We start from the raw sequence: 24,344 nt of genomic DNA on the forward strand, positions 1-24,344 counted from the left end.
CGAGCCTGCCCCGCCCGTTGGATCAAGTCCAAGGAAATGATCTTCTGGAGGTCATGCAGGATCTTTATGCTTCGAGGTCATGAGCCTGCGCCAGATGGAGTACTTCCTGGCCGTCGTGGAGGAGTCCTCCTTCACCCGCGCCGCGGACGGTCTGCACGTCACGCAGCCCGCCCTGTCCCACCAGGTCAAGGCCCTGGAGCGGTCCGTGGGCGGCGCGCTGCTGGAGCGGATGCCCCGCGGGGTCCGGCTCACCCCCATGGGCCGCGCCTTCCTCCCGCACGCGCAGCTCGCCGTCCGCAGCGCCCGTCAGGCCGAGCGGGCCGCCCGCGCCGCCGCCGGGGTGGCCGGCGGCGAACTGCACATCGCCACCGTGCACGCGCTGGCCGTGGGCCTGCTCCCGGGCGTCGCCGCCCGCTGGCGGACCTTGCATCCGGGGGTGTCCCTGGTGCTGCGGGAGTACGGCAGTACGGAGGCCCTGGAGGAGCAGCTGGAACGGGGCGTCGCCGACCTCGCGGTGGGCCCGGAGCCCGCGGGCTGGCCGGGGCCGCTGCTGCGGATCGGCCGGGAGGAGCTGGTCATCGTCGTCCCCTTCGACGATCCGCTGGCCGGCCGCTCGGCCGTGGGACTCGCCGAACTCGCCCACCGCGACTGGATCCGCTGCGCGATGGAACCGCTGGTCGACGGTGTCCTCGTCCTCGACCGGGCGTGCGGGGCGCTCGGGTTCACCCCGCACACGGTGCTGCGTACGGAACACACCTCGACGGCGGTACGGATGGCGGCCGCCGGGGTGGGCGTCGTCATGGCCCCGGCCCACATGGTGCGCGGCGCCGTCGGCGAGGACTGCGTCCTGCTCTCCCTCGATCCTCCGTGGCACCGGCCCCTGGCGGTCTTCTCCCGGGTCCCGCTGACCGGTGCGGCGGCCGCTTTCGCGGAGCTGTTCGGCGGCCGGGACGCACCGGATCCGGGCTGTCCCGGCGGTCCGCCGCACTGAGCGGCGGACGGCCCCGGCCGCGCCGGATCACCGGCGCAGCCAGACACCCACCGGGTGGCCGTCCAGCAGGGCGGACACCTCGGCCGGACCGCTGTGCGACGCGGTGGAGTCCGCGTGCGGGGAGCAGGGGGCGAGGCGGGTCCAGGTGCCGGGGGGCAGGTGCAGGCGGGTGTCCCGCCAGCCGCCCGACGCGGCCAGCCGGTGGGACAGCCGGGTGGCCGCCACCAGTAGCCCGGGGGCCCGGGTGAAGGCCAGCAGGTGGTCGGCGGCCGGGCCCCGCGCGAGGACCGGCGCGTAGCCCCGGAAGAGCTCCGGCCGGTCCCGCCGCAGCCGCAGCAGGGTGGCCGTGAGCCCGAGCTTCTCCTCGGCCGGATCCCCGGGGGCGGCCCCCGCGTCCAGCCGGGCCAGTGCCTGGTGGGGGAAGCGGGCCGGACGCCGGTTGTCGGGGTCCACCAGGGCCCGGTACTCCGTCTCCGCGCCCTGGTAGACCTCCGGGACGCCCGGCATCGCCAGGTGCAGCACGGTCATGCCGAGGAGGTTCGCCCGGGCCGCCCCGGCCAGTTCCGCCGGGAGGTCGAGCGGAGCCCGGACGTACCCGGCCACGCCCGCCTCGTACTCCTCGTCCCGCTCGGTCCAACTGGTGTGCAGGGCCGCCTCGCGGACCGCCTTGAGCAGGGCGTCGGCCAGCCGCGGCCCGGCCTCGGGGACCCGGCCGAGCCCGAGCGCGGTCTGCCGGGCCACCCAGGCCAGCTGGGGGTCGGGCCCCTCGGGGCGCCCCATCAGCTCCGGCGCCTGGGACAGCGCCGCGATCCGGGCCCGGACGTCCGCGCTGCGCTTGGTGTCGTGCGTGGACAGGACCGTCCCGGCCGCGGGCCACTCCCGGGCCAGGTCGGCGCAGTACGCGTGGAACTCCGCCGCCGAAACGGCCGGCCGCCCCGGCTCCCCGCCGACCTCGGTGGCCGACAACAGTGGCGCGTACCGGTAGAAGGCCCGGTCCTCCAGGGACTTGGCGCGCAGGGCCGCCGAGGTCTGGGCGAAGCGGGCGGCGAAGGCTGGATCCCGCAGCAGCAGCTCCCGTACGGCGGCCACCGCGCCCGGACCGGCCGCCGCGGCCGCCTGCTCCAGCGCCTGCGGCGGCAGGTCCGGCTCGCCGGGATAGGGCCGATAGACGGGGAAGGCGATCAGCAACTCCCTTACTGCTGGGGCGAGTTCCGGACCGGCCTGCCGTTCCAGCGACCCCAGTTCGGCGGCCAGGTCGCCGGTCAGCACCTCCCGGGCGGACGCCCGGGCCGCCTCCGGCCAGCGGGGCAGTCCGGTGGTCTCCCCGTACCGGGCCGCCAGCTCCGCGGCGCCCTCGGGGTCGGTGAACACCCCGTCCACCCGGTGCAGGGCGTCGTAGCCGGTGGTCCCCGCCACCGGCCAGCCGGACGGCAGCCGCTCCTCGCGGGCCAGGATCTTCTCGACCACCACCCAGCAGCCGTCGCCCGCCGCCGCCCGCAGCCGCCGCAGGTACTCCTCCGGGTCGGCGAGGCCGTCCACGTGGTCGATCCGCAGCCCGTCCGCGACCCCGTCCCGGACCAGCTCCAGCACCTTGGCGTGGGTGGCCGTGAACACTTCCGGGTCCTCCACCCGGACCCCGATCAGGTCCGAAATGGTGAAGAACCGACGGTAGTTGAGTGCGGTGCGGGCTTCGCGCCACCAGGCCGGGCGGTACCACTGCGCGGCGAGCAGCTCGGGCAGCGCCAGCTGCGAGGTCCCCTCCCGCAGCGGGAACTGCTGCTCCCCGTAGTGCAGCACCTCGCCGACGGCCCGCAGCTCGCAGGACTCCACCGGGCCGGCCAGGACCGGCAGCAGGACCTGCCCGCCGCCCGCCTCCCAGTCGATGTCGAACCAGCGGGCGTACGGCGAGGCGGGGCCCTCCCGCAGCACCTCCCACAGGGGCCGGTTCAGCCGCAGCGGGGTCGGTACCGCCATGTGGTTGGGCACGATGTCGAGGACCAGCCCGAGCCCGTGCGCCCGGGCGGCCCCGGCCAGGGACCGCAGGCCCGGCTCGCCGCCGAGCTCGGCCCGCACGCGGGAGTGGTCGGTGACGTCGTAGCCGTGCGTCGAGCCGGGCACCGCCTCCAGGACCGGGGAGAGGTGCAGGTGCGACACGCCGAGCGAGGCGATGTGCGGTACGGCCGCCTCGGCCGCCGCGAAGGGGAACTCCGGGCGCAGCTGGAGGCGGTAGGTCGACGTCGGAGTGACGGGTGTCGGAACGTCAGATTCCGATTCGGGGGTCGCGTGCGGCTGGCTCATGAGAACGTACGTACCCAACCTGCCGGATTCCGTGCCATGACCCAATGCATCCGAGTGACTGCACCGGGTTAGTGTCGATCAAGTGGTTGGAACCGTCAGCACCTATCGAAGAGTCATCGCCCTGACCGGGCCCCTACTCCCGCTCGTCTCTTTCCTCGCCCGACTGCCCGTCGCGATGTCCCAGTTCGGCAGCTTCCTGCTGGTCGCCCAGACCAGCGGGTCCCTCGCCACCGCCGGCACCGTCGGCGGCGCCCTCTCCATCGGACAGGTCCTCTTCGGACCCGTCCTCGGCTGGCTCGCCGACCGCCACGGGCAGCGCCCGGTCGTCCTGGCCGCGGCCGCCGTCAACGCCGTGGCCACCGCCGCCCTCGTCGCCGGGGCGCTCACGCACCTGGCCACCGTCCCGCTCGCCGCGCTCGGCGCCCTCACCGGCGCCTCCGTACCGCTGATCGGACCGCTCGCCCGCACCCGCTCGGTGGCGCTGGCGCACCGGGCCGAGGCCGACGAGGGCGTCGTCGGCGCCGTCCACGCGCTCGAAGGCACCCTGGACGAGGTCTCCTTCGTCTTCGGGCCCGCCCTCGTCGGACTCGCCGCGCTCGTCGCGCACCCGGCCGTCGCCCTCGCCGGTGCGGCCGGCCTCGTCGCCGTCTTCGGCACCGTCTTCGCGCTGCACCCGACCGCCGCCGTCACCGGGGGGCACTCCCGGGCGGAGTCCGGGGGAGGGCCGCCCGCGCGGGACCGGGGCCCGGGGGGCCGGGTCCGGCCGCCCGGCGTGATCCACGCCGTCCGCGGCTCGCTCGCCCTCCAGGGCGCGATGTTCGGCGCCTGCCAGGCGGGCATCACCGCGCTCACCATCCGGCTCGGCGTCCCGGACCAGGCCGCCGTCGTCTACTCCGCCATGGGCGTCGTCAGTGCGGTCGTCGGCATCTCCCTCGGTGCGCTGCCCGCCCGCTTCGGGCTGCGGCTGCGCTGGCGGGCGGCGACCGGTGCGGCCCTGGTGCTCTCGGTGCCCCTGCTCTTCACCGACCGCCTGTGGCCGCTGTACGTCGTCGTCACCGTGCTGGGAGCCGCCTACGCACCCCACCTGATCACCGCGTTCGCACTCACCGAGCGGGCCGTGGAACCGGCCCGCCTCTCCACCTCGATGGCCTTCGCCGCCAGCTGCCTGGTGGCCGGGCAGGCCACGGCGCTCGTCGTCTGCGGGCGCCTCGCCGAGGCGTACGGCCCCGACGGGGCCTTCGCCGTGGCCGTCGGGGCGGCCGCGCTCTGCCTGCTCCTCGCCCTCGTCACCCGGGTGCCCGCCGCCCGGACGCACACCGCCGAGGTGCGCGTCCCGGGCCCGCGGACCGGCTCCGCCCCGGTGGCGGACGGGAGCGGCGCCGCCTACGCCGGGCGCTGAAGCACGACCAGGCACCGCCCCGTCAGCGCCACCCGGTCACCGGCCGCGTACTGCGGCCCGGTACCGGGTGGCAGTACGTCCGCCCGCGCCGTGTCCACCACCAGCCGCCACTGCGCGCCGTGCCCCGCCGGAACGGTGAAGTCCTGCGGCTCCGCGCCCGCGTTGAACATCAGCAGGAACGAATCGTCCGTGATCCGCTCCCCGCGGGTGCCCGGCTCGGAGATCGCCTCCCCGTTGAGGAAGACGGTCAGGGCCCTCGCGTGCTGCGCCTGCCAGTCCCGCGCCCGCATCTCCTCCCCGTGCGGGGTGAACCAGGCGATGTCGGACAGCTCGTCGTGCGTGCCCTCCACCGGCCGCCCGTGGAAGAACCGGCGCCGCCGGAAGACCGGGTGGTCACGGCGCAGCCACACCATCCGCCGGGTGAACTCCAGCAGGGACGGCGCCGGTTTGCCGGGCTCCGGCCAGCACACCCAACTCAACTCGTTGTCCTGGCAGTAGGCGTTGTTGTTCCCCTGCTGGGTACGGCCGAACTCGTCGCCGTGACTGAGCATCGGCACCCCCTGCGACAGCATGAGGGTGGCCGTGAAGTTGCGCATCTGGCGCTCGCGCAGCTCCAGGATCTCCGGATCCTCGGTGGGCCCCTCCACGCCGCAGTTCCACGAGCGGTTGTGGGTCTCGCCGTCCCGATTCCCCTCCCGGTTGGCCTCGTTGTGCTTCTCGTCGTACGAGACCAGGTCGTTCAGGGTGAAGCCGTCGTGGCAGGTGGTGAAGTTGATCGACGCCAGCGGGCGCCGCCCGTCGTCCTGGTAGAGGTCCGAGGAGCCCGTCAGTCGCCCCGCGAACTCCGCGAGCGTGCGCGGCTGCCCGCGCCACAGGTCCCGTACGGTGTCCCGGTACTTGCCGTTCCACTCGGTCCACAGCGGCGGGAAGTTGCCCACCTGGTAGCCGCCCTCGCCCAGGTCCCAGGGCTCCGCGATCAGCTTCACCTGGCTGACCACCGGATCCTGCTGGACCAGGTCGAAGAACGAGGACAGCCGGTCCACCTCGTGGAACTGGCGGGCCAGCGTCGCCGCCAGGTCGAAGCGGAAGCCGTCCACGTGCATCTCGGTGACCCAGTACCGCAACGAGTCCATGATCAGCTGGAGCACGTGCGGGGAACGCATCAGCAGCGAGTTCCCGGTGCCGGTGGTGTCCATGTAGTGGCGCGGATCGTCCGCCAGCCGGTAGTACGAGGCGTTGTCCAGCCCCCGGAAGGACAGCGTCGGGCCCAGGTGGTTCCCCTCGGCGGTGTGGTTGTAGACCACGTCGAGGATCACTTCGATGCCCGCCTCGTGCAGGGCCCGGACCGCCGACTTGAACTCCAGCACCTGCTGGCCGCGGTCGCCCGAGGCGTAGCCGTTGTGCGGGGCGAAGAACCCGATGGTGTTGTAGCCCCAGTAATTGCTCAGCCCGTCGTTGACCAGCCGGTGGTCGTTGACGAACTGGTGGACCGGCATCAGCTCCAGCGCCGTCACCCCGAGCTTGGCGAGGTGGCCGATGACCGCCGGGTGCGCCAGCGCCCCGTAGGTGCCGCGCAGCTCCTCGGGGAGGTCCGGGTGGTGCATGGTCAGACCCTTGACGTGGGCCTCGTACAGCACGGTGTGGTGGTACTCGTGGCGCGGCGGCCGGTCATTGGCCCAGTCGAAGTACGGGTTCACCACCACCGAGCTCATCGTGTGCGGGGCGGAGTCCAGGTCGTTGCGCGAGTCCGGCCGGCCGAAGTGGTAGCCGTACACCGCCTCGTTCCAGCTGACCCGGCCGCTGATGGCCCGCGCGTACGGGTCCAGCAGCAGTTTCGCCGCGTTGCAGCGCCGGCCGCGCTCGGGCTCGTACGGGCCGTGCACCCGGAACCCGTAGCGCTGGCCCGGCATGACGCCGGGCAGGTACGCGTGCCGGACGAAGGCGTCCGTCTCGCGCAGCTCCACGGCCGATTCCGACCCGTCGTCGTGCAGGAGACACAGCTCGATGCGTCGGGCGGCCTCCGAGTAGACCGCGAAGTTGGTGCCGGCGCCGTCGTACGTGGCACCCAGCGGATACGCCTGTCCCGGCCAGACCTGCATAGATAACGACTCTTCCCTCGTTGCCCGAAGATGTCCCGGCTGACCCGGCGTGGACCCAAGTCCCTGCCAGATCTTCCCCGAAAGAGGGGCCGCAAGCGCGGACTTGGGAGGGGTCCTACCGGGTGACCCGCAGAGCTGATATGCGGGTCAGCGGACTGTGTGCGCATCGGATAATGGGTCAACGGACGGCCCCGGTAAGGGCCGTCGGGCTGCACCGGGACGTGCGCGCGGAGTACCCTTCCGTGATCACTGGAGACGGGCGTCCAGACGCAGAAGGCGGTGCACGGGTGAGCTCGGGAGGTCTGGAGCTGCCCCCTGGTGACAGCAGTCACGAGGGTGGTCCGGCGGACGCCCCAGGAGGTGTCCCCGGCGGGACACCCGCGGGGATCCCGGCCGGGGCGGTCTCCCTGGCGGGCGGACCGGCGGCGGCCGGGAGCGCGGGGACCGGCGTGGAGCTGGACTGGGGCGCGGAGGCCTGGAGCGAGGTCCGGACCCGGGCACAGCGGGCCGGCCGTGCGTACATCTGGCTGAACCTCATCGAACAGCGGCTGCGCGCGGTGGTCGGGGCGGTGCTCCGGCCGATCTACGAACCGGTGCACGGCACGGACGACTGGGTCGTCGCGGCCGCCGGGCCCGCCGGGCAGGAATGGGTGCAGCGGGCCGTGGCCGTGCGCGAGGTCAGCCGGCGCAAGGGCTACCTGCTCGACTCGGCCGACGACAACGTGCTGAGCTTCCTGACCCTGCCCCAACTGCGGGAGCTGATGGTCCAACACTGGCCGTGCTTCGAGCCGTACTTCGACGACCGGCGCGAGATCGAGCTGGCCCTGGACGAGCTGGAGGTCACCCGCAACGTCGTCTCCCGCAACCGGGCGCTGTCCCGACCCGTGCTGGAGCAGGCCGAGCGGGCCTCGGCGCGCCTGCTGGAGGTGCTGGGCGGGGTCTCCGGCAGCCCCTCCGCGGAACGGCTGCCGATCGACGCCGTCGAGGACCTGGTGGGCGACCGGTACGCCGACGTCATCTCGGTCCACCCCGACCGGGTGCGGCTCCAGCGCCAGCTCCCGGCCGAGGACCTCTTCGGGGGCGCACGACGGCTCGACGCCATCGGCATAGGGCTCAACCTGCTGGTCCAGAACTTCTCGGGACGAAGACTCGTCCGGCTCACGGAGGCCGGGTGCCGGGTGCGGCTGCTGTTCCTGAACCCGGCGAGCAGCGCCGTGAAGCGGCGCGAGCGGGAACTGGGGCTGCGCAAGGGGGAGCTGAGCCGCTCGGTAGAGATGAACATCCTGCACGTCCGCCGGGTCCGGGCGGGTCTGCGGGACCCCTCCCGCTTCGAGATCCACGTCTTCGACGAGACCCCGCGGTTCACCGCCTACCTGGTGGAGGGGCAGTCCTCGGGCATCGCGGTGGTCCAGTCCTACCTGCGGCGGGCGCGCGGCATGGAGTCGCCCGTCCTGGTGCTGCGGGGCGGCGGTCGCGGGGTGCCGAAGGACGCGGAGCACGGACTGTTCACGACGTACCGCGAGGAGTTCGAATCGATGTGGGAGGACTCCCGGCCGGTGTCCTGACCCGAGGCCCGACGGCCCCGGCGGCCCCGGCGGCCTGGCTGTCAGTGCCCCGTGGCAGGCTGAAACCCGTTGACCGAAGGTGTACGGGGGAGGGGCACGGGGTGGAGGACTGGCACGGCATGGGGGACTGGCACGGCGGTGTGCTGATCGGATTCGACCTGGAGACGACCGGCACGGAGCCGGAAGAATCACGGATCGTGACGGCGGCCCTGGTCGAGGTGCGGGCCGGAGCGGTGCGCGAGCGGCGCGGCTGGCTCGCGGACCCGGGGATACCGATCCCGGAGGGGGCCTCGGCGATCCACGGGATCAGCACGGAGCGCGCGGTCGCCGAGGGGCGCCCGGTGCGGGAGGTCGCGGACGAGGTCGCCGAAGCGCTGGTGGGCCACTGGCGCGCCGGCGCGGTGGTGGTCGCGTACAACGCGGCCTTCGACCTGACCCTGCTGAGCGCCGAGCTGGCCCGGCACGGGCTGCCCTCGCTGGCCGACCGGCTGGGCGGGGCACCGACCGGGCCGGTGGTGGACCCGCTGACCATCGACCGGGCCGTGGACCGCTACCGGCGGGGCAAGCGGACCCTGGAGGCGGTCTGCGGGGTGTACGGGGTCACCCTCGACGCCGCGCACGACGCCGGGGCGGACGCGCTGGCCGCGGTCCAGGTGGCCCGCGCGATAGCCGAGCGGCATCCGGAGGTGGCCGCGCTCACCCCGACCGACCTGCACGCGCGGCAGAGCACCTGGCACGCCCGCTGGGCCCGGGACTTCCAGTCGTACCTGCGCCGCCAGGGCACCCCGGACGCGGTGATCGACGGGGCCTGGCCGCTGCGGGGCCTGGTCCCGGCGTAGGAGCGCCCCGCCCATCAGGCCGGGCTGGCGGTGCCCGATCGGCACGACACCCCCGAGCAGGACACCCCCTAGAAGGAGTGCCACTGCGATTCCCGGTCGCCGTTCCTGAGGGAGGCGACGCGGCGGCGGAACTCGGCCCGCGCCGCCGGGTTGGCCGGGGCGTGCTGGGCGACCCAGGCGCAGCTGGCCGTTTCACGGGCGCCGCGCAGGACCGCGCAGCCCTCCCAGTCGCGGACGTCCCACCCGTACGCCGTCACGAAGGCCTCGTACTCCTCGGCGGGCAGGCCGTACCGGTCGCGGGTGAGCGCCATCACCACCAGGTCGTGCTCGCGCAGATCGGCCGACACGGTCTCCAGATCGACCAGGGCCGGGCCGTCGGGGCCCACGTGGACGTTGCGGGGCAGGGCGTCGCCGTGGACCGGGCCCGGGGGCAGCCGCGGCGTCAGGGCCGCCAGCTCACCTGCGTAGGCGTCCCGGCGGGCCCGCAGATAGGCCGCGTCGGCCGGGTCGACGGCGCCCCCCGCCAGCCGCAGCCAGCGCTCGACCCCGTCCAGCAGGTTCCGCGCGGGCAGGGCGAACGGCGGCTCGGGCAGCGCGTGCACCAGGCGCAGCAGCGCCGCCAGGTCCCCGGGCCCCGCGGGCCGCACCGCGTCCGGGAGCCGGTGCCACAGGGTCAGCGGGTGCCCGTCCACCAGCCGCGGCTTCGGCTCGGCCGCGCGGACCGCCGGGATCCCGGACGCGGCGAACCAGCCGGACACCGCGATTTCCCGCTCGGCCCGTTCCAGCAGCGCAGCCTCCCGGCCCACCTTCACCACCAGGTCGCCGACGGCGAAGACCGCGTTCTCGCCGAGCGCGAGGAGGACCGCCTCCCCGGGCGCGCCCCCGGTCAGGCCCGCTGCCGCCAGTACGTTCCGCGCCCGTGCCTCGTCCATGTCGTCGCTCCAGCCCCTCGATGGATCCGCTGCCGCCCGCCAGTATGTGGTGGCTTCCGGCAGGTGGCCCGATCCTGGAGTCATGTGCGCCGAACACGACGGACGCGCCGACCGGGGCCCCTCGGTCGTGACGCGGCGCGCCCTGCGCACCACCCTCTCCGCGTGCGCCTCGTTCTTCGTCTGCCTGTACGCACTGGACCGGCCGGTGGCCGCCACGTACGCGCTGTTCGCCGCGGTGTCGATGGCGGCGCTCTCCCACATCCCCGGCACCGGACGCCAGCGGGCGGCCGTCATGGTCCGGGCGACTCCCACGGCCTGGGTGCTGCTGACGCTCGGCACCTTCCTCGCGATCCGGACCTGGAGCGCCGTCCTCGGCATGCTCCTGATCGGCTTCTTCCTGGCCTTCGTGGCGGCCGCCGGGCCCCGTGCGGCGGGCGCCGCGCCCGGGCTGCAACTGCTCTACATCCTGCCGTGCTTCCCGCCCTATGCCCCCGACACCCTGGGCGAACGGCTGCTGGGGGCCACCTTCGGACTCCTGCTGCTCGTCCTCGCCGAGGTCTTCGTCCTGCCCGAGGAGCCCGGACCCACCTACCGCCGGCTGGCCGCCGGCGTGTGCGACACCGCCGCCCGCTGCGTTGCCGAGCTGGGCCGCGCCCCGTACACGCTGTCCGCCGCCTCGGCGGAGGCGGCCCGGGCGGCCGGCGAGTCGCTGCGCCCCTTCCGGACCGACGAGGCGGAGCGCCCCGCCGGGCCGGGCCTGAGGGACCGCGCCCTGTCCCACGCGGGCCTGGCCGCCCGCACGCTCCTCGCCCGCCTCGTGAACCTTCCGCCGCCACCGCCGCCCCCGGGCCCGGTGCCGATGGCGCAGGAGCCCGAGATGCTGACCGCGGTCGGCCGGGCCGTCAGCGAGAGCGCCGCCCTGCTGGACGGCCGCGCCGATGCGACCGAAGCGGCCGACGCCCTGCGGCGCCTACGGGAGCAAGCCGCCGCGTCGGCCGCGCGGGAGGCACCCGCGACCGCCGCGCGGGGGCGGCGCCGGGCGGCGGTGCTGGAGGTGATGGACGCGGCCGTGGCCCTGGCGACGGCGGCCGAGCTGGCGGTGCGGGGCCGGCGCGCGCGGGTGCCCGAAGACGTCGATTCGGGCCGGTTCTGGTACGCGGGCCAGCGCGCGCCGCGCCTGTGGTGGCACCGACTGGCGGGACACGCCGGGCCGCGCTCGGTGTACTTCCAGAACGCCGTCCGGATCAGCCTCGCGCTGGCGGCCGCCCGCACGATCGCGGGCGTGGACTCGCTGCCCCACGGCTTCTGGGCGATGCTCGCCGTCCTCAGCCTGACCCGGACCACCGCCGCCCAGACGCGGGCGACCGTACGCGTGGCGATCACGGGCACCCTGCTCGGCGCCGTGGTCACCGGGCTGCTGCTGGCCCTGATCGGCAGCCACACCACCGTCTACGCCATCGCGCTGCCGTTCGTGATGCTCACCGCGTTCCGGGTGGGGCCGGTCCGGGGCGTGGGCTGGGCCCAGGGCCTGTTCACCCTCACGGTGGCCTTCGTCTTCGCCCAGCTGGCGCCCGTGACCTGGCAGCTGGCCGAGGTCAGGATCCTGGACGTGATCATCGGCAGCCTGATCGGGGTCGTGTTCGGGGTGCTCGCCTGGCCGCGCGGGGCGCAGCGGGAGCTGCACCGGGCGGTCGCCCTGCTCCTGGCGACGGAGGCCGACACGGTCGAGCGCACCACGGCGGCCGTGGTGGAGGGCGGGCCCGGGAGCGTTCCCGACGACCGGCCGCTCCAGCACGCGCTGACGATGGCGGAGTCCGCGTTCGCGCAGCACCAGAGCGAGCCCCGGACGACCGAGGACCCCAGGACGGACTGGCACGCGGCCATGATGTCGGGCCACCACGTGCTGTGGGGCTCGCGCCGGCTGTTCGTCCGCGGAGGTCCGGCGGTGGGGCCGGCGAACAGCGTCCGGCTGGACGGCCGGGCGGCCGGGGTGGCCACGCGGATGCGGGAGGCGGCCGAGCGGGTGGGGGCGGCGCCGGCGGAGGCCGCGAACCCGCTGGGCGAGCCACCGTCCGGCCGGTCGGCTGCGGACGAGCCGCCGGGGGTCTCCTCGCCGCGGTTCTTCGCCGCGCTGGCCTGGCTGGACTCGCTGAACGTCGACGTCGACCGCATGACGGGATCGGACCACCCGTCCGGTCCCACGGGTGCGAACGGGGCGTCGGGTCCGAGTGCGGCCTCGGGTCCGAACGGGGCTTCGGGTCCGAACGCGGCCTCGGGCCCGAACGGGGCCTCGGGTCCGAACGGGGCCTCGGGTGCGGCCGGGTCGGGCGGTGGGGCCGCGGGTGCCGGGCCGCCCTGAGCCGCGGCAAACAGGTTGCACGAGACGTATCGTCTCGCTTAAGGTCCGATCATGACCACAGCGAAGCCCGCCCACATCGCCATGTTCTCCATCGCCGCCCACGGGCACGTGAACCCGAGCATCGAGGTGATCCGCGAACTCGTGGCGCGGGGCCACCGCGTCAGCTACGCCGTCCCCGCCTCCTTCGCCGAAAGGGTCGCGGAGACCGGCGCCACGCCCGTCGTCTACACCTCCACCCTCCCGACCGACGACGAGCCGGAGGCCTGGGGCACCGAGCTCATCGACCACCTGGAGCCGTTCCTGAAGGACGCCGTCCAGGCGCTCCCGCAGCTCGCCGCCGCCTTCGCGGGCGACGAGCCGGACCTCGTGCTCCACGACATCACCTCCTACCCGGCGCCCGTGCTCGCCCACCGCTGGGGCGTCCCCGCCGTCTCCCTCTCCCCGAACCTGGTCGCCTGGGACGGATACGAGCAGGAGGTGGCCGAGCCGATGTTCGCCGAGCTGAAGGCGTCCGAGCGCGGCCGGGCGTACTACGCGGCGTTCGCGGCCTGGCTCACCGAGAACGGCCTCGGCGACGACGTCGACCGCTTCCAGGGCCGCCCGCGGCGCAGCATCGTCCTCATCCCCCGGGCGCTCCAGCCGCACGCCGATCGCGTCGACGGGTCCGTGTACACCTTCGTCGGCGCCTGCCAGGGCGACCGCAGCGCCACCCAGGGCACCTGGCAGCGGCCCCCGGCCGCCGAGGACAAGAAGATCGCGCTCGTCTCCCTCGGCTCCGCCTTCACCAAGCAGCCGGCCTTCTACCGCGCCTGCATCGAGGCCTTCGCGGACCTTCCCGACTGGTACCTCGTCCTCCAGATCGGCAAGTTCACCGACGAGGCCGACCTGGGCCCGGTCCCCGCCGGCGTCGAGGTCCACCGCTGGGTCCCCCAGCTGGACGTCCTGCGCCAGGCGGACGCCTTCATCACCCACGCGGGGGCCGGCGGCAGCCAGGAGGGGCTCGCCACCGCCACCCCGATGGTCGCCGTCCCGCAGGCCGTCGACCAGTTCGCCAATGCCGACATGCTGGTCTCGCTCGGTGTGGCCCGCCACGTCCCGATGGCGGACGCCGACGCCGCGACCCTGCGCGAGGCGGTCCTCCACCTGGTCGCCGACCCCGAGGTCGCCGCCCGCGCCGCGGCCGTCCGCGCGCAGATGGCGACCGAAGGCGGCACGCGAGGTGCGGCCGACCTCATCGAGGCCGAATTGTCGGAGGCGGGTCCTAAGGTGCGCCCATGACGAAGAAGGCGACGACGAAGAAGTACGCGGCCCTGCTGCGCGGGATCAATGTCGGCGGGAACAAGAAGGTCCCGATGGCGGAGTTGCGCGCGCTGCTGGAGGGGCTCGGCCACGGCGACGTGGCGACGTACCTGCAGAGCGGCAACGCCGTCTTCAGCAGCGCACAGCAGGACCCGGCGGCCCTCGCCCGGGAGCTGGAGGCGGCCATCGAGGCCCACTTCGGCTTCCGCGTGGCGTGCCTGGTGCTGGACGGGGCGTACCTGCGCGCCGTCGCCGAGGCCTGTCCGTTCCCGGCCGCGGAGCTGGAGGGCAAGCAGCTGCACGTCACCTTCTGCTCCGAACAGCCCGGCCCGGAGCGGTTCGCCGCGCTCGACGGGGCGGCGTACCTCCCCGAGGAGTACCGGATCGGCGAGCGCGTCCTCTACCTCTACGTCCCCGACGGCCTGGGGCGCTCCAAGCTCGCCGAGGCCCTCGCCAAGCCGGCCGTCGTCAAGGGCATCGACGTGACCACCCGCAACTGGAACACCGTCGCCAAGCTCGTGGAGCTGACCGCGGTCTGACCCCGGGTCCGAGGCCCCCGCAGGATCGCGCGAACAGATGTGCGCCCCGGGTCAATACGCCTAGGTCCTTCCCGTCGGCGCGGCAGTTCATCGTGCCCCGACGGCAACCCGGCGGCAACCCGACGGGCCGGATGTGCCAGGCTCGTGGCATGCGTTACATCATCATCGGCGCGGGCGCGGTCGGCGCCACCATCGGCGGGCGGCTCGCGGAGGCGGGCGGCGAGGTCGTACTCGTCGCCCGCGGCGCACACGCGCAGGCCCTGCGGGCCGAGGGGCTGCGGCTCACGACGGCCGACGGGACCCGGGTGCACCGGCTGCCCGTGGCCACCGGACCGGACGAACTGGGTGAACTGCGCCCCGACGACGTGCTGTTGCTGTCCGTGAAGACCCAGGACGCCATCGCCGCGCTCGACGCGTGGGGCGACGCGGAGGTCGCGGGCGGCGGCACGGCCGCGCAGCGGCTCCCGGTGCTGTGCGCGCAGAACGGGGTGGAGAGCGAGCGGTTGGCGCTACGGCGCTTCGCGCGCGTGTACGGGGTGTGCGTATGGCTGCCCGCCACCTTCCTGGAGCCGGGCGTGGTCTCGGCGCTGTGCGCGCCGCTGACCGGCGTCCTGCACGTGGGCCGGGCGGCGGGCGGCACCGACGCCGTATCGCGGGCCGTCGCGGCGGACCTCGGCAAGGCCGGCTTCGGGGCGCCGCAGACCGAGGACGTGATGCGGTGGAAGTACGCGAAGCTGCTCGGGAACCTGGGCAACGCGATCCAGGCGACGACCGGACCGGAACCGGACCCGGCGAAGGCGGCGCTGCTCCTACGCGCCGTCCGCGAGGGCAAGGCCGCCTTCGTCGCTGCGGGCATCGCCTACGCCTCGGACGCCGAGCAGGCGCTGGCGCGCGAGGGCAAGGTGGACCAACCGGCAGGGGTGCGGGGCGGCTCGTCCTGGCAGAGCCTGGCGCGGGGCACGGGATCGGTGGAGGCGGACTACCTCAACGGGGAGATCTCCCTGCTGGGCCGGCTGCACGGGGTGCCGACCCCGGTCAACGACGTCCTGCGGCACGCGGCGAACATCTTCGCCCGGGAGGGCCTGCCGCCGGGCGCGATGTCCGTGGAGGACCTGACCGCACTCGCCGACGAGGCGGCGGCCCGCGCCTAAAGGTTGTTTCACAACGGGGTCGGGTCCTGGGCGATGGGCTAGCGCGAGCTCGACTCGGGAGGCTTTGGCCATGTTTCCGGCCGGCAAGCGCCGAGACCAAACCGGCGCATAGCGGACCCGGTGCAGAGCCGGTCAGCCTCGTGAAACAACCTTTGGGCGGGCCCCGTCGTCGAAGTCCCGCCCGGCCCGCGACGCCCGGCACCGCACCGGGCCGCGTCGTCGGGGCGCCCGAGTAAGTCCAGTACGCGGCGCGCTCCTCCGCCTCGCCCTGCTTCCCCCGGCCCTGCGGGCCCGGGGAGATCCGAAGGAGACGGCCCGGGCCGTCTCCTTCGGTGGCGGCGCCCGGTCGCTGCGCTTGGCGGTGCCGGGCCGGTCGGGGATACGCTGAGAGGAAGTCTCTACGTCCGCCGGTCCTCGTCGAAGTGACCGACCGCAGCGGCCGGAGTCGAACCGGATCCGAACCGGGACGTGACCCGGGGCCGAACCGGCGGTGCCCCGTGGCCGACCCCGGGCTTCGACGCGCATGCGATGCGGCCGCCCGAGGTCGTGACGCCGCCCGCGCGCACCGGAGGCCGGTGGACGGCCCGTCACACGGCTGCCGTCGTGAGGGAGCGCGATCCCCGTGGACCTCAACACGATCACCGAAGTCGTCCGGCGTCCCTCCGACCGGCCGGGCGCGGACTGGCGCGAGGGCGATGCCTGGCTCGCGGGCGGGACATGGCTGTTCTCGGTGGAACAGCCGGACCTGCGCCGCCTGGTCGACCTGACCACCCTGCGGTGGGACACCCTCGTCCCGTCCGACAAGGGCCTCGAGATCGGTGCCACCTGCACCATCCGCGAGTTCTACGCCTTCCGGCCCCCGGCCGACTGGACCGCCGGCCCCCTGATCGGGACGGCGTGCGAGGCGTTCCTGTCCTCGTTCAAGGTCTGGAACGCGGCCACCGTGGGCGGAAACATCTGCATGTCGCTGCCGGCCGGCCCGATGATCACGCTGACGGTCGCGCTGGAAGCGCGCTACGAACTGTGGGCCCCCGACGGGACGACGCGCACCGTCGACGCCCTCGACTTCGTGACCGGCAACCACGAGAACGTCCTCGCCCCCGGGGAGATCCTGCGACGCATCGAGATCCCGGTGCACGCCCTGCGCAAACGCGCCGTGCACCGCCGGTTCACCCTGACCCGACTCGGCCGCTCGACGGTGTTCCTCGTCGGCACCCGCACGCCCGGGCACGACGACCTGCTGCTCACCGTCACCGCCGGCACCACCAGACCCGTGCGCATGGTCTTCGACACCATGCCCGACCCCCCGACCTTGCAGCAGAGCATCGACGTCATCCCCACCGACGTCTGGTTCGACGACCCCAACGGCACTCCCGGCCACCGCCGCCATCTCACGAAGCACTTCGCCGAGGAGATCCGCCGTGAACTCGCGTCCGGGAGCCCGACATGACGTACCGCGTGAACGGCAGGAGCTTCGGCGAGGAGCCGGCGCCCGGACAGTGCCTGCGCACCTTCCTCCGCTCGCTCGGCCACTACGGCGTCAAGAAGGGCTGTGACGCGGGAGACTGCGGCGCCTGCACGGTATGGCTGGACGGCAGCCCCGTGCACAGCTGCATCACCCCCGCCTTCCGCGCCGACGGCCGTGAGGTGACCACCATCGAGGGGCTGGGCTCGCCCGGCAACCTGCATCCGATGCAGCGGCAGTTCCGCGACGCCCCCGGATTCCAGTGCGGCTTCTGCACCGCCGGAATGATCATGACCTCGGCGACCTTCACCGAGTCCCAGAAGGCCGATCTGCCACGGGCGTTGAAGGGCAACCTCTGCCGCTGCACCGGCTACCGGGGGATCGAGGACGCCGTGCGGGGCGTCGTCGGCGTGGAGAGCGCCGGGCCGGGAAAGGCCGTCGGAACGAGCGTCGGAGCCCCTGCGGCCAACGACGTGGTGACGGGCCGCGCCGAGTTCACGATGGACACCCACATGGAGGGCATGCTGCACCTCAAGGTGCTGCACTCCCCGCACGCCCACGCCCGGATCCTGTCGATCGACAAGAGCGCGGCCCTCGCGGTCCCCGGCGTACGGCGGGTCTACACCTGGGAGGACGTGCCCCGCAGACGCTTCACCACGGCGATCCACACCGACCACCTGGTCGACCCGGACGACACCCTCATCCTCGACCGGACGCTCCGCTTCGCCGGCCAGCGCGTCGTCGCGGTCGTCGCCGACACGCCCGGCGCCGCTGAGGAGGGCTGCCGGAACGTCGTCGTCGAGTACGAGCCGCTGCCCGCCGTGTTCGATCCCGAGGAGGCCATGGCCGAGGGGGCCCCGCAGATCCACGGGGCGGACGACCCCTTCGTCCGCGACCCCGTCCACAACGTCCTGCTCGAGATCCACTCGCACATCGGAGACGTGGACGCGGGCTTCGCCGAGGCCGACGTGATCCACGAAGGCACGTACTCCTCACCGCGCGTGCAGCACGCGCACCTGGAGACCCACGGCTCGATCGCCTGGATGGAGGACGGCCGCCTGCACGTCCGCACCAGCTCGCAGTCGCCCTCCATCGCCAAGGTCAAACTCGCCCACCTGTTCGCGCTGCGCCCGGACCAGCTCCGCGTGTTCTGCATGCGCGTCGGCGGCGGTTTCGGCGGCAAACAGGAGGTCATCTCGGAGGACCTGGCCGCGCTCGCGGCGCTGGACACCGGGCGGCCCGTGTGCTTCGAGTACACCCGCGAGGAGGAGTTCACCACGGCCTCGCCACGGCATCCGATGACGCTGACGGTCAAACTGGGCGCGAAGGCGGACGGCACGCTCACCGCCTTCCAGGTCCGCAACGTGTCGAACACGGGCGCCTACGGGAACCACGGCGGCGAAACCCTGTTCGCGGGCGGCGCGGCCGTCATGATCTACCGCTGCCCCAACAAGAAGTACGACGCCTACTCCGTCTACACCAACACCGTTCCGAGCGGCGCGCTGCGCGGGTACGGGATGACCCAGCCGGCCTTCGCCGTGGAATCGGCGATGCACGAACTGGCCCTCGCCCTCCACATGGACCCGCTCGAACTGCGCCGCCGCAACATCGTGCGGCCGGGCGACCCGCTCGTCGCCCTGCACGACGGCCCCGACGACGTGACGTTCAGCGAGGACGGCCTCGCGCAGTGCATCGACCTGGTGGACCGGGCCCTGGCCCGGACGGCCGGGGACCCGCACCTCGGCCCGGACTGGCTCATCGGGGCGGGCGCCGCGGCCTCCCTGCACGAGACCGCACCCCCGACCGAACACATCTCGGAGGCCTGGGTGACGCTCGGCGACGACCTCGTCTACGAGCTCGCCGTCGGCACGGTCGAATTCGGCGAGGGCACCTCGACCGCCCACGTCCAGATCGCCGCCCACCAGTTGGGCACCACACCGTCGCGGATCCGCCTCGTGCAGTCCGACACCGACCGCACGGGATTCGACACCGGAGCCTTCGCGAGCGCGGGCCTCTTCGTGGCGGGCAACGCGGTGCTGCGGGCGAGCAACGCCGTGCGCGACCGCATCCTGGAGTTCGCCGCCGCCCACACGGGAATCCACCCCGTGATGTGCTCGATGGACGACGACGGCGTTGTCTGCGGGGACCACCGGGTGTCCCTGGCCGAACTCGTCGCGCTGGCACGGGCGCGCGGCATCCGCTTCACCGCCGCCCGCAAGGCCTACGGATCGCCCCGCAGCGCCGTCTCCAACGCGCACGGGTTCCGGATCGCGGTCCACCGGGTGACCGGTGAGATCCGCGTCCTGAACAGCATCCAGGCGGACGACGCCGGCGTCGTCATCAACCCCGCGCAGGTACGGGGACAGGTGGAGGGCGCCGTCGCCCAGGGAATCGGCTTCGTCCTGACCGAGAACCACCGGCTCGACGCGAACGGCGCCGTGGTCAACCCGAACCTGCGCAACTACCGCATCCCCACCTTCGCCGACGTCCCGCGCACCGAAGTGCTCCTGGTGGGCTCGGCGGACTCCGTCGGGCCGATGCGGGCGAAGGGCATGGCGGAGTGCAGCGTCAACCCGGTGGCCCCCGCACTGGCGAACGCGCTCCAGGACGCCACGGGAATCCGCTACAGGTCGCTGCCGCTGACACCGGAACGGATCTACGACCGGATCGGCGAGAAGCGGTCGCACTCGAAGGCCTGAGCCCATGGACACCGACAAGCACCCACAAGACGCCGAGGCCACGGCGATCATCGCCCAGAAGGTACTGCCCGGACGGGAGCGGGAGTACGAGACGTGGCAGCAGGACGTCAACGCCGCCGCCGCCGAGTACGACGGGTACCTCGGCGTCGAGGTCGCCCCGCCGACACCCCTGCAACCCGAATGGGTCGTGGTCTACCGGTACGACTCGATACCCCACCTCCAGGCGTGGATCAACAGCTCGACCCGGCAGGGACTCCTCGAAGTCGGCGACGAGTACCTCGACGGCCCCGGAACCCAGCAGGTCGTCAGCGGCCACGCACCCGCACAGGATCCGCTGGTGACCGTGGTGATCACCCACCGCGTCCACCCGGAGCACGTCGAGGACTTCCTCGCGTGGCAGCGCCGGATGACCGAGGAGGAGAGCAAGTTCGAGGGATTCCGCGGAAGCGAGTTCTTCCCGCCCATCGAAGGGGTCCAGGAAGAATGGACCACGCTGTACCGGTTCGACAACGCCGAGCACCTCGACGCCTGGCTGACCTCGGACAGGAGGCACAAGGTCCTCGCCGAAGGGAAGGATTTCGACTTCAAACTGCGCACGATCGACAACTCCTTCGGCAGCTGGTTCGCCTTCGAGGAGAACGGCAGGGAAGCGCCGCCGCCGTCGGTCACCAAGACCGCCATCGCGGTCTGGGTCGGCCTGTACCCGACCGTCGTCCTCCTGGCGCTCGCCACGTCACCGCTGAAGATGCCGCTCTGGCTGGGCCTGCTCGTGGGCAACCTGCTGTCGAGCCTCGTCATGAGCTTCTTCACGATGCCCTACTACGTGAACCCGCTCCTGGGGCGGTGGCTGCGCCCGTCGCCGGACGAACCGCCGGCCAGGACCAACCTCGTCGGCATCGGGATCGTCGCCGTCCTGCTGGCCTTCTGGGTCGTGGTCTTCTACCTGGTGACCACCCAGATCTGGACCCTGCCCTGACCCGGCGGTGCGGCGACGGCCTGCGCTAAGCCGTCAGGGCCGGCAGCCGGGCCGGCGCCGACGCGGCCGCGTCGAAGCGGCGCAGCAGCAGCCGGGCCAGTTCCGGGGCCGCGCCCAGGACGTCCGCGACGACGTCCGCGCCCGCGGCCCCGGCGCCGGCCGCGATGCGGTCCGGGAGGCGGCCGGGGGCGATGACGTACGGAGCCACCGCCACCCGCTCGAAGCCTTCGGCACGCAGGGCCCGTACGGCGTCCTCCGTACGGGGCAGTGCGGCGGAGGCGAACGCAGGCCGCACGGCACACCAACCGGTGCGCCGCCACTCCCGCGCGGTTTCAGCGATCGCTGCGATCGCCTCCGGGTCCGAGGAGCCGGCGGACGCGAGCACCACGGCGGTGGTGGCGCGGTCCGCCGGGGTGAGGCCGGCTTCGGTGAGCCGGCGTTCCAGGGCGGTCAGCAGGAGCGGGGACGGCCCGAGGACGTCCGCCACCCGCACCGACAGCCCCGGCAGGCGCGAGGTCGACTCGGCGAGCGCCGCCGGGACGTCGGACTTCGCGTGGAAGGCGCGGGTCAGCAGCAGCGGGAGCGCCACGACCTCCCGTACGCCGGACAGGTAGAGCGTGGACAGTGCCTGCGCCACCGACGGGGTGTTGAAGTCCAGGAAGGCCGTCTCCACGCGCAGTCCCGGCCGCAGCGCCCGCACGCGCCCCGTGAGGGCGTGCACGGTCGCCGCGTGCCGCGGGTCGCGGCTGCCGTGGGCGATGACCAGGAGTGTCGGGGACACGGCGATCAGCTCTTCGCCAGCAGGCCGCGGCTGCGCAGCACCCACCGCTCGACCGGGCTGAAGATCAGCAGGTCGATGGCGATGCCGACGACCAGGATCAGGATGATCGCGAGGAACACGCCCGGCAGGTCGATGTTGTTGCGGCCGTTCTCCAGCAGCTGGCCCAGGCCCAGGCCCAGGTCGGGCGAGGAGGCGATGATCTCGGCGGCCATCAGGGAGCGCCAGGAGAAGGCCCAGCCCTGCTTCAGACCGGCCAGGTAGCCGGGCAGCGCGGCCGGCATGACGATGTGCCGGGCGCCGGCCAGACCGGTGGCCCCGAGGGTGCGGCCGGCCCGCAGGTACAGCGGCGGGATCTGGTCGATGCCGGAGACGAGGCCGTTGGCGATGGAGGGGACGGCGCCCAGCAGGATCACCGTGAACATCATCGCGTCGTTCAGGCCGAACCACAGGACGGCCGGCGGCACCCAGGCCACCGACGGCAGCGACTGCAGGCCCTGCAGGATCGGGCCGATCGCGGCGCGGACGAACTTCACCCGGGCGACGAGCAGTCCGAGCGGCGTACCGATGGCCAGGGCCAGCAGGAAGCCGAGCAGACCGCGGGAGACGCTGGTCCAGATGACCTCCAGCAGCGTGCCCTTGAGCCACATGTCGGACAGGCTGTCCCACACCGCGGACAGTGCGGGCAGCTTGGTCTCTTCGGTGACGTGCGTCGCGACGAGGACCTGCCAGACCAGGAGCACCAGGCTCACGGCCAGGACCGGCGGGAAGACCTTCTTGACGAGGATCTCCCGGATCGGGGTGCGGTGGGTCTGGACCGCGTCGAGGGCGTCGAGGCCCGCCTCCAGGCCGGCCAGGTCGTCGGTCTTGCCCGTGGCCTTCGAAGTGATGTCAGTGCTGGCCATGGCGGCGGATCTCCCCACGCAGGTGTTCAGTGATCTCCAGGGACAGTTCCGCGACGTCCGCGTCCTCGATGCGGCGCGGCTGCGGGATGTCCACGGTCCATTCCTTCGCGACCCGGCCGGGCCGGGAAGAGAGCAGGACCACGCGCTGGGCGAGGCGGACGGCCTCGCGCACGTTGTGGGTGACGAAGAGGACGGACAGCCCCGTCTCTGCCCAGATGCGGGTGAGTTCGCCGTGCAGCACGTCCCGGGTGATGGCGTCGAGCGCGGCGAACGGCTCGTCCATCAGCAGCAGTCGGCTGTCCTGGGCCAGCGCCCGGGCCAGGGCCACGCGCTGGCGCATGCCGCCGGACAGCTCGTGCACGCGCTTGCCGTACGAGCCGCCGAGGCGGACCAGCTCCAGCAGCCGCTCCGCCTCAAGGCGGCGGTCGGCCTTGGCCACCCCGCGCAGGCGCAGGGCGAGTTCGATGTTCTTGCCCGCGGTCAGCCACGGGAAGAGGGCGTGTTCCTGGAACATCAGCGCCGGACGGCCGCCGGGGGTCTCGATGGACCCCGCGGACGGCTTGTCCAGCCCCGCGACCAGGTTCAGCAGCGTGGACTTTCCGCACCCCGAGGCACCCAGGATGGTGACGAACTCGCCCGGAGCGACATCGAGGCTGATGTCGTCCAGGACGAGCTGCGATCCGGCCGGGCCGGAGAAGGACTTCGAGACGTGCTCGATGCGGGCGGCGTGGGTGCGCTCCGCAGCGGAGCCCTCGGCAGCCTTGGCAAGCGTGGTGGCCATGGTCGTCACCTCCTGGGATTGCTGGATTGCGGGGTTACTTGGCGCCGAGACCGGCGTCGGAGACCTCGGGCTTGCCGGCGGCCTTCAGCACCTTGTTCAGGAGCGTCAGGTCGTAGATCCCGGTCAGGTCGGGCTGCTCGATGAGCTTGGCCTTGACGGCCCACTCCGACTGCGTCTTCAGCGTGGAGGCCAGCGGGTCGTCGGTGATGGCGATGCTGGGCCACGCCGGGTCGATGACCTTCGCGTCGAGCGGCTTGCCGCCCTCCGCCTCGAGCCGCGCGTTCGCGGAGGCCTTCGCCTTGTCCTGGTTGGCGTGGATCCACTCGTTGGTCTTCACCGTGCCGCGCAGCACGGCCTCGACGACGTCCGGGTGCTCCTTGAGGAACTTCTGCGACACGATGATGTTCGTGATCACGAACTTCTTGTCGGGCCACAGGCTGGTCTCGTCGAGGAGGACGGAGCCGCCGTCGGAGACGAGCTTGGAGGCCGTGGGCTCCGGCACCCAGGCGCCGTCGATCGAGCCCTGCTTGAACGCGTCCGGGGTCACCTTGTTGTCGGTGCGGACGACGGAGACGTCACCCTTGCCGGACTCCGGGTCGACCTTCCAGCCCTTCTCGGAGATCCAGTTGAGGAACGCGACGTCCTGCGTGTTCCCCTTCTGCGGGGTGGCGATCTTCTTGCCCTTGAGGTCGTCCAGGGTCTTGATCTTGTCCGGGTTCACGACGAGCTTGACGCCGCCGGAGGCAGAACCGGAGATGATCCGCAGGTTCGAGCCCTTGGACTTCACGTAGCCGTTGATCGAGGGCGAGGGGCCGATGAAACCGATGTCGAGAGAGCCGCCGTTGAGGGCTTCGATCTCGGACGGGCCGGCGTTGAAGGACTGCGGCTTGATCTTGGTGCCGTTCAGTTCCTTCTCGATCAGGCCTTCCTGGAGCCCGACCAGCGCGGTGGCGTGCGTCAGGTTGGGGAAGTACCCGATGCGGACCTCGGGGGCGGAGAGCTTCTTGCCGGCGTCGGCCGCGTCGGCGGCCTTCGGCTCGTCCTTCTTGGCCTCGGAACCGTAGCCGCAGGAAGCGAGCGCACCGATCAGGAGGGGCAGGGCGGCGGCGGCGACGATGCCGCGGCGGAGGGTGGAGCGGGAGGCGGTGCGGTTACCGGTGGCAGGCACGGGAGGACTTCCTCTCGTGACGGCGTCATCTCATGACGCACGTCTTCGTTTGTGGAGCGATGGCGGGTACGGCTGGTGGGGGGTGTGGGCGCGCGTGCGGT

At 73.1% G+C, this 24,344-nt stretch carries 18 protein-coding genes; 11 read left to right on the forward strand and 7 right to left on the reverse strand.

Annotated features, from left to right (window positions below; genetic code table 11):
* Positions 1 to 79: 79 nt before the first annotated feature.
* Entirely contained in the window at positions 80 to 991 is a 912-nt protein-coding gene (locus OG594_RS33525; protein ID WP_266606132.1) for a LysR family transcriptional regulator, read from the forward strand.
* 27 nt (positions 992 to 1,018) lie between these two features.
* Here OG594_RS33525 and treY read toward each other — a convergent pair whose 3' ends face one another.
* A complete protein-coding gene (gene treY / locus OG594_RS33530; protein WP_266606133.1) occupies positions 1,019 to 3,289 on the reverse strand; it encodes a malto-oligosyltrehalose synthase in 2,271 nt (756 codons plus the stop codon).
* Between the two features lie 82 nt (positions 3,290 to 3,371).
* Between treY and OG594_RS33535 the strand changes: the two genes are divergently transcribed.
* On the forward strand, positions 3,372 to 4,688 hold the full coding sequence (locus OG594_RS33535; protein WP_266606134.1) for an MFS transporter: 1,317 nt from the start codon (positions 3,372 to 3,374) through the stop codon (positions 4,686 to 4,688).
* Here the strand turns inward: OG594_RS33535 and glgX are convergent.
* Positions 4,673 to 6,787, reverse strand: a complete 2,115-nt coding sequence (glgX, locus tag OG594_RS33540) for a glycogen debranching protein GlgX (RefSeq protein ID WP_266606135.1) — start codon at positions 6,785 to 6,787, stop codon at positions 4,673 to 4,675. The genes OG594_RS33535 and glgX overlap by 16 nt on opposite strands.
* A gap of 287 nt (positions 6,788 to 7,074) precedes the next feature.
* Between glgX and OG594_RS33545 the strand changes: the two genes are divergently transcribed.
* Together OG594_RS33545 and OG594_RS33550 are read left to right on the forward strand one after the other, a co-directional pair.
* Entirely contained in the window at positions 7,075 to 8,352 is a 1,278-nt protein-coding gene (locus OG594_RS33545; protein WP_266606136.1) for an SAV2148 family HEPN domain-containing protein, read from the forward strand.
* A gap of 119 nt (positions 8,353 to 8,471) precedes the next feature.
* Entirely contained in the window at positions 8,472 to 9,191 is a 720-nt protein-coding gene (locus OG594_RS33550) for a 3'-5' exonuclease (protein ID WP_266606679.1), read from the forward strand.
* 68 nt (positions 9,192 to 9,259) lie between these two features.
* On the opposite strand, the gene OG594_RS33555 is transcribed toward OG594_RS33550, so the two are convergent.
* On the reverse strand, positions 9,260 to 10,123 hold the full coding sequence (locus tag OG594_RS33555) for a phosphotransferase enzyme family protein (RefSeq protein ID WP_266606137.1): 864 nt from the start codon (positions 10,121 to 10,123) through the stop codon (positions 9,260 to 9,262).
* Between the two features lie 82 nt (positions 10,124 to 10,205).
* Here OG594_RS33555 and OG594_RS33560 point away from each other — a divergent pair, with 82 nt between their 5' ends.
* The 7 genes from OG594_RS33560 to OG594_RS33590 all read left to right on the forward strand — a co-directional run bounded on the left by OG594_RS33560 (position 10,206) and on the right by OG594_RS33590 (position 20,611).
* Entirely contained in the window at positions 10,206 to 12,482 is a 2,277-nt protein-coding gene (locus OG594_RS33560; protein ID WP_266606138.1) for an FUSC family protein, read from the forward strand.
* Between the two features lie 51 nt (positions 12,483 to 12,533).
* Complete coding sequence (mgt, locus tag OG594_RS33565; protein WP_266606139.1) at positions 12,534 to 13,760, forward strand: macrolide-inactivating glycosyltransferase; 1,227 nt, start codon at positions 12,534 to 12,536, stop codon at positions 13,758 to 13,760.
* Complete coding sequence (locus tag OG594_RS33570) at positions 13,757 to 14,320, forward strand: DUF1697 domain-containing protein (RefSeq protein WP_266606140.1); 564 nt, start codon at positions 13,757 to 13,759, stop codon at positions 14,318 to 14,320. The genes mgt and OG594_RS33570 overlap by 4 nt, the downstream gene beginning before the upstream one ends.
* 149 nt (positions 14,321 to 14,469) lie before the next feature.
* Positions 14,470 to 15,471, forward strand: coding sequence for a ketopantoate reductase family protein (locus OG594_RS33575; RefSeq protein ID WP_266606141.1), 1,002 nt, complete (start codon positions 14,470 to 14,472; stop codon positions 15,469 to 15,471).
* A gap of 622 nt (positions 15,472 to 16,093) precedes the next feature.
* Positions 16,094 to 16,921: an FAD binding domain-containing protein gene (locus OG594_RS33580; protein ID WP_266606142.1), complete on the forward strand. Its 828-nt coding sequence runs from the start codon at positions 16,094 to 16,096 to the stop codon at positions 16,919 to 16,921.
* Positions 16,918 to 19,635: a molybdopterin-dependent oxidoreductase gene (locus OG594_RS33585; protein ID WP_266606143.1), complete on the forward strand. Its 2,718-nt coding sequence runs from the start codon at positions 16,918 to 16,920 to the stop codon at positions 19,633 to 19,635. Before OG594_RS33580 ends, OG594_RS33585 begins: the two co-directional genes overlap by 4 nt.
* Before the next feature lie 4 nt (positions 19,636 to 19,639).
* A complete protein-coding gene (locus OG594_RS33590; protein WP_266606144.1) occupies positions 19,640 to 20,611 on the forward strand; it encodes an antibiotic biosynthesis monooxygenase in 972 nt (323 codons plus the stop codon).
* A gap of 25 nt (positions 20,612 to 20,636) precedes the next feature.
* Here OG594_RS33590 and OG594_RS33595 read toward each other — a convergent pair whose 3' ends face one another.
* Genes OG594_RS33595 through OG594_RS33610 form a run of 4 tightly spaced genes read right to left on the reverse strand, consistent with a single transcriptional unit; the run spans position 20,637 to position 24,243 of the window.
* Entirely contained in the window at positions 20,637 to 21,398 is a 762-nt protein-coding gene (locus OG594_RS33595) for a sirohydrochlorin chelatase (protein WP_266606680.1), read from the reverse strand.
* Positions 21,398 to 22,294: an ABC transporter permease gene (locus OG594_RS33600; RefSeq protein ID WP_266606145.1), complete on the reverse strand. Its 897-nt coding sequence runs from the start codon at positions 22,292 to 22,294 to the stop codon at positions 21,398 to 21,400. The genes OG594_RS33595 and OG594_RS33600 overlap by 1 nt, the downstream gene beginning before the upstream one ends.
* Positions 22,281 to 23,075 carry an ABC transporter ATP-binding protein gene (locus OG594_RS33605; protein ID WP_266606146.1) on the reverse strand — a complete coding sequence of 265 codons (795 nt, stop codon included), beginning with the start codon at positions 23,073 to 23,075 and terminating at the stop codon, positions 22,281 to 22,283. The genes OG594_RS33600 and OG594_RS33605 overlap by 14 nt, the downstream gene beginning before the upstream one ends.
* Before the next feature lie 34 nt (positions 23,076 to 23,109).
* Entirely contained in the window at positions 23,110 to 24,243 is a 1,134-nt protein-coding gene (locus OG594_RS33610; RefSeq protein WP_266606147.1) for an ABC transporter substrate-binding protein, read from the reverse strand.
* Positions 24,244 to 24,344: the final 101 nt, after the last annotated feature.

The organism is Streptomyces sp. NBC_01214, from assembly GCF_026340975.1.
Lineage (GTDB): Bacteria > Actinomycetota > Actinomycetes > Streptomycetales > Streptomycetaceae > Streptomyces.

Bases quoted from the DNA above. Each gene is read 5' to 3' on its own strand.
- OG594_RS33525 (WP_266606132.1), top strand. From the start codon at position 80: ATGAGCCTGCGCCAGATGGAGTACTTCCTGGCCGTCGTGGAGGAGTCC.
- treY (WP_266606133.1), bottom strand. From the start codon at position 3,289: ATGAGCCAGCCGCACGCGACCCCCGAATCGGAATCTGACGTTCCGACA.
- glgX (WP_266606135.1), bottom strand. From the start codon at position 6,787: ATGCAGGTCTGGCCGGGACAGGCGTATCCGCTGGGTGCCACGTACGAC.
- OG594_RS33550 (WP_266606679.1), top strand. From the start codon at position 8,472: ATGGGGGACTGGCACGGCGGTGTGCTGATCGGATTCGACCTGGAGACG.
- OG594_RS33555 (WP_266606137.1), bottom strand. From the start codon at position 10,123: ATGGACGAGGCACGGGCGCGGAACGTACTGGCGGCAGCGGGCCTGACC.
- OG594_RS33560 (WP_266606138.1), top strand. From the start codon at position 10,206: ATGTGCGCCGAACACGACGGACGCGCCGACCGGGGCCCCTCGGTCGTG.
- mgt (WP_266606139.1), top strand. From the start codon at position 12,534: ATGACCACAGCGAAGCCCGCCCACATCGCCATGTTCTCCATCGCCGCC.
- OG594_RS33570 (WP_266606140.1), top strand. From the start codon at position 13,757: ATGACGAAGAAGGCGACGACGAAGAAGTACGCGGCCCTGCTGCGCGGG.
- OG594_RS33575 (WP_266606141.1), top strand. From the start codon at position 14,470: ATGCGTTACATCATCATCGGCGCGGGCGCGGTCGGCGCCACCATCGGC.
- OG594_RS33585 (WP_266606143.1), top strand. From the start codon at position 16,918: ATGACGTACCGCGTGAACGGCAGGAGCTTCGGCGAGGAGCCGGCGCCC.
- OG594_RS33590 (WP_266606144.1), top strand. From the start codon at position 19,640: ATGGACACCGACAAGCACCCACAAGACGCCGAGGCCACGGCGATCATC.
- OG594_RS33600 (WP_266606145.1), bottom strand. From the start codon at position 22,294: ATGGCCAGCACTGACATCACTTCGAAGGCCACGGGCAAGACCGACGAC.
- OG594_RS33605 (WP_266606146.1), bottom strand. From the start codon at position 23,075: ATGGCCACCACGCTTGCCAAGGCTGCCGAGGGCTCCGCTGCGGAGCGC.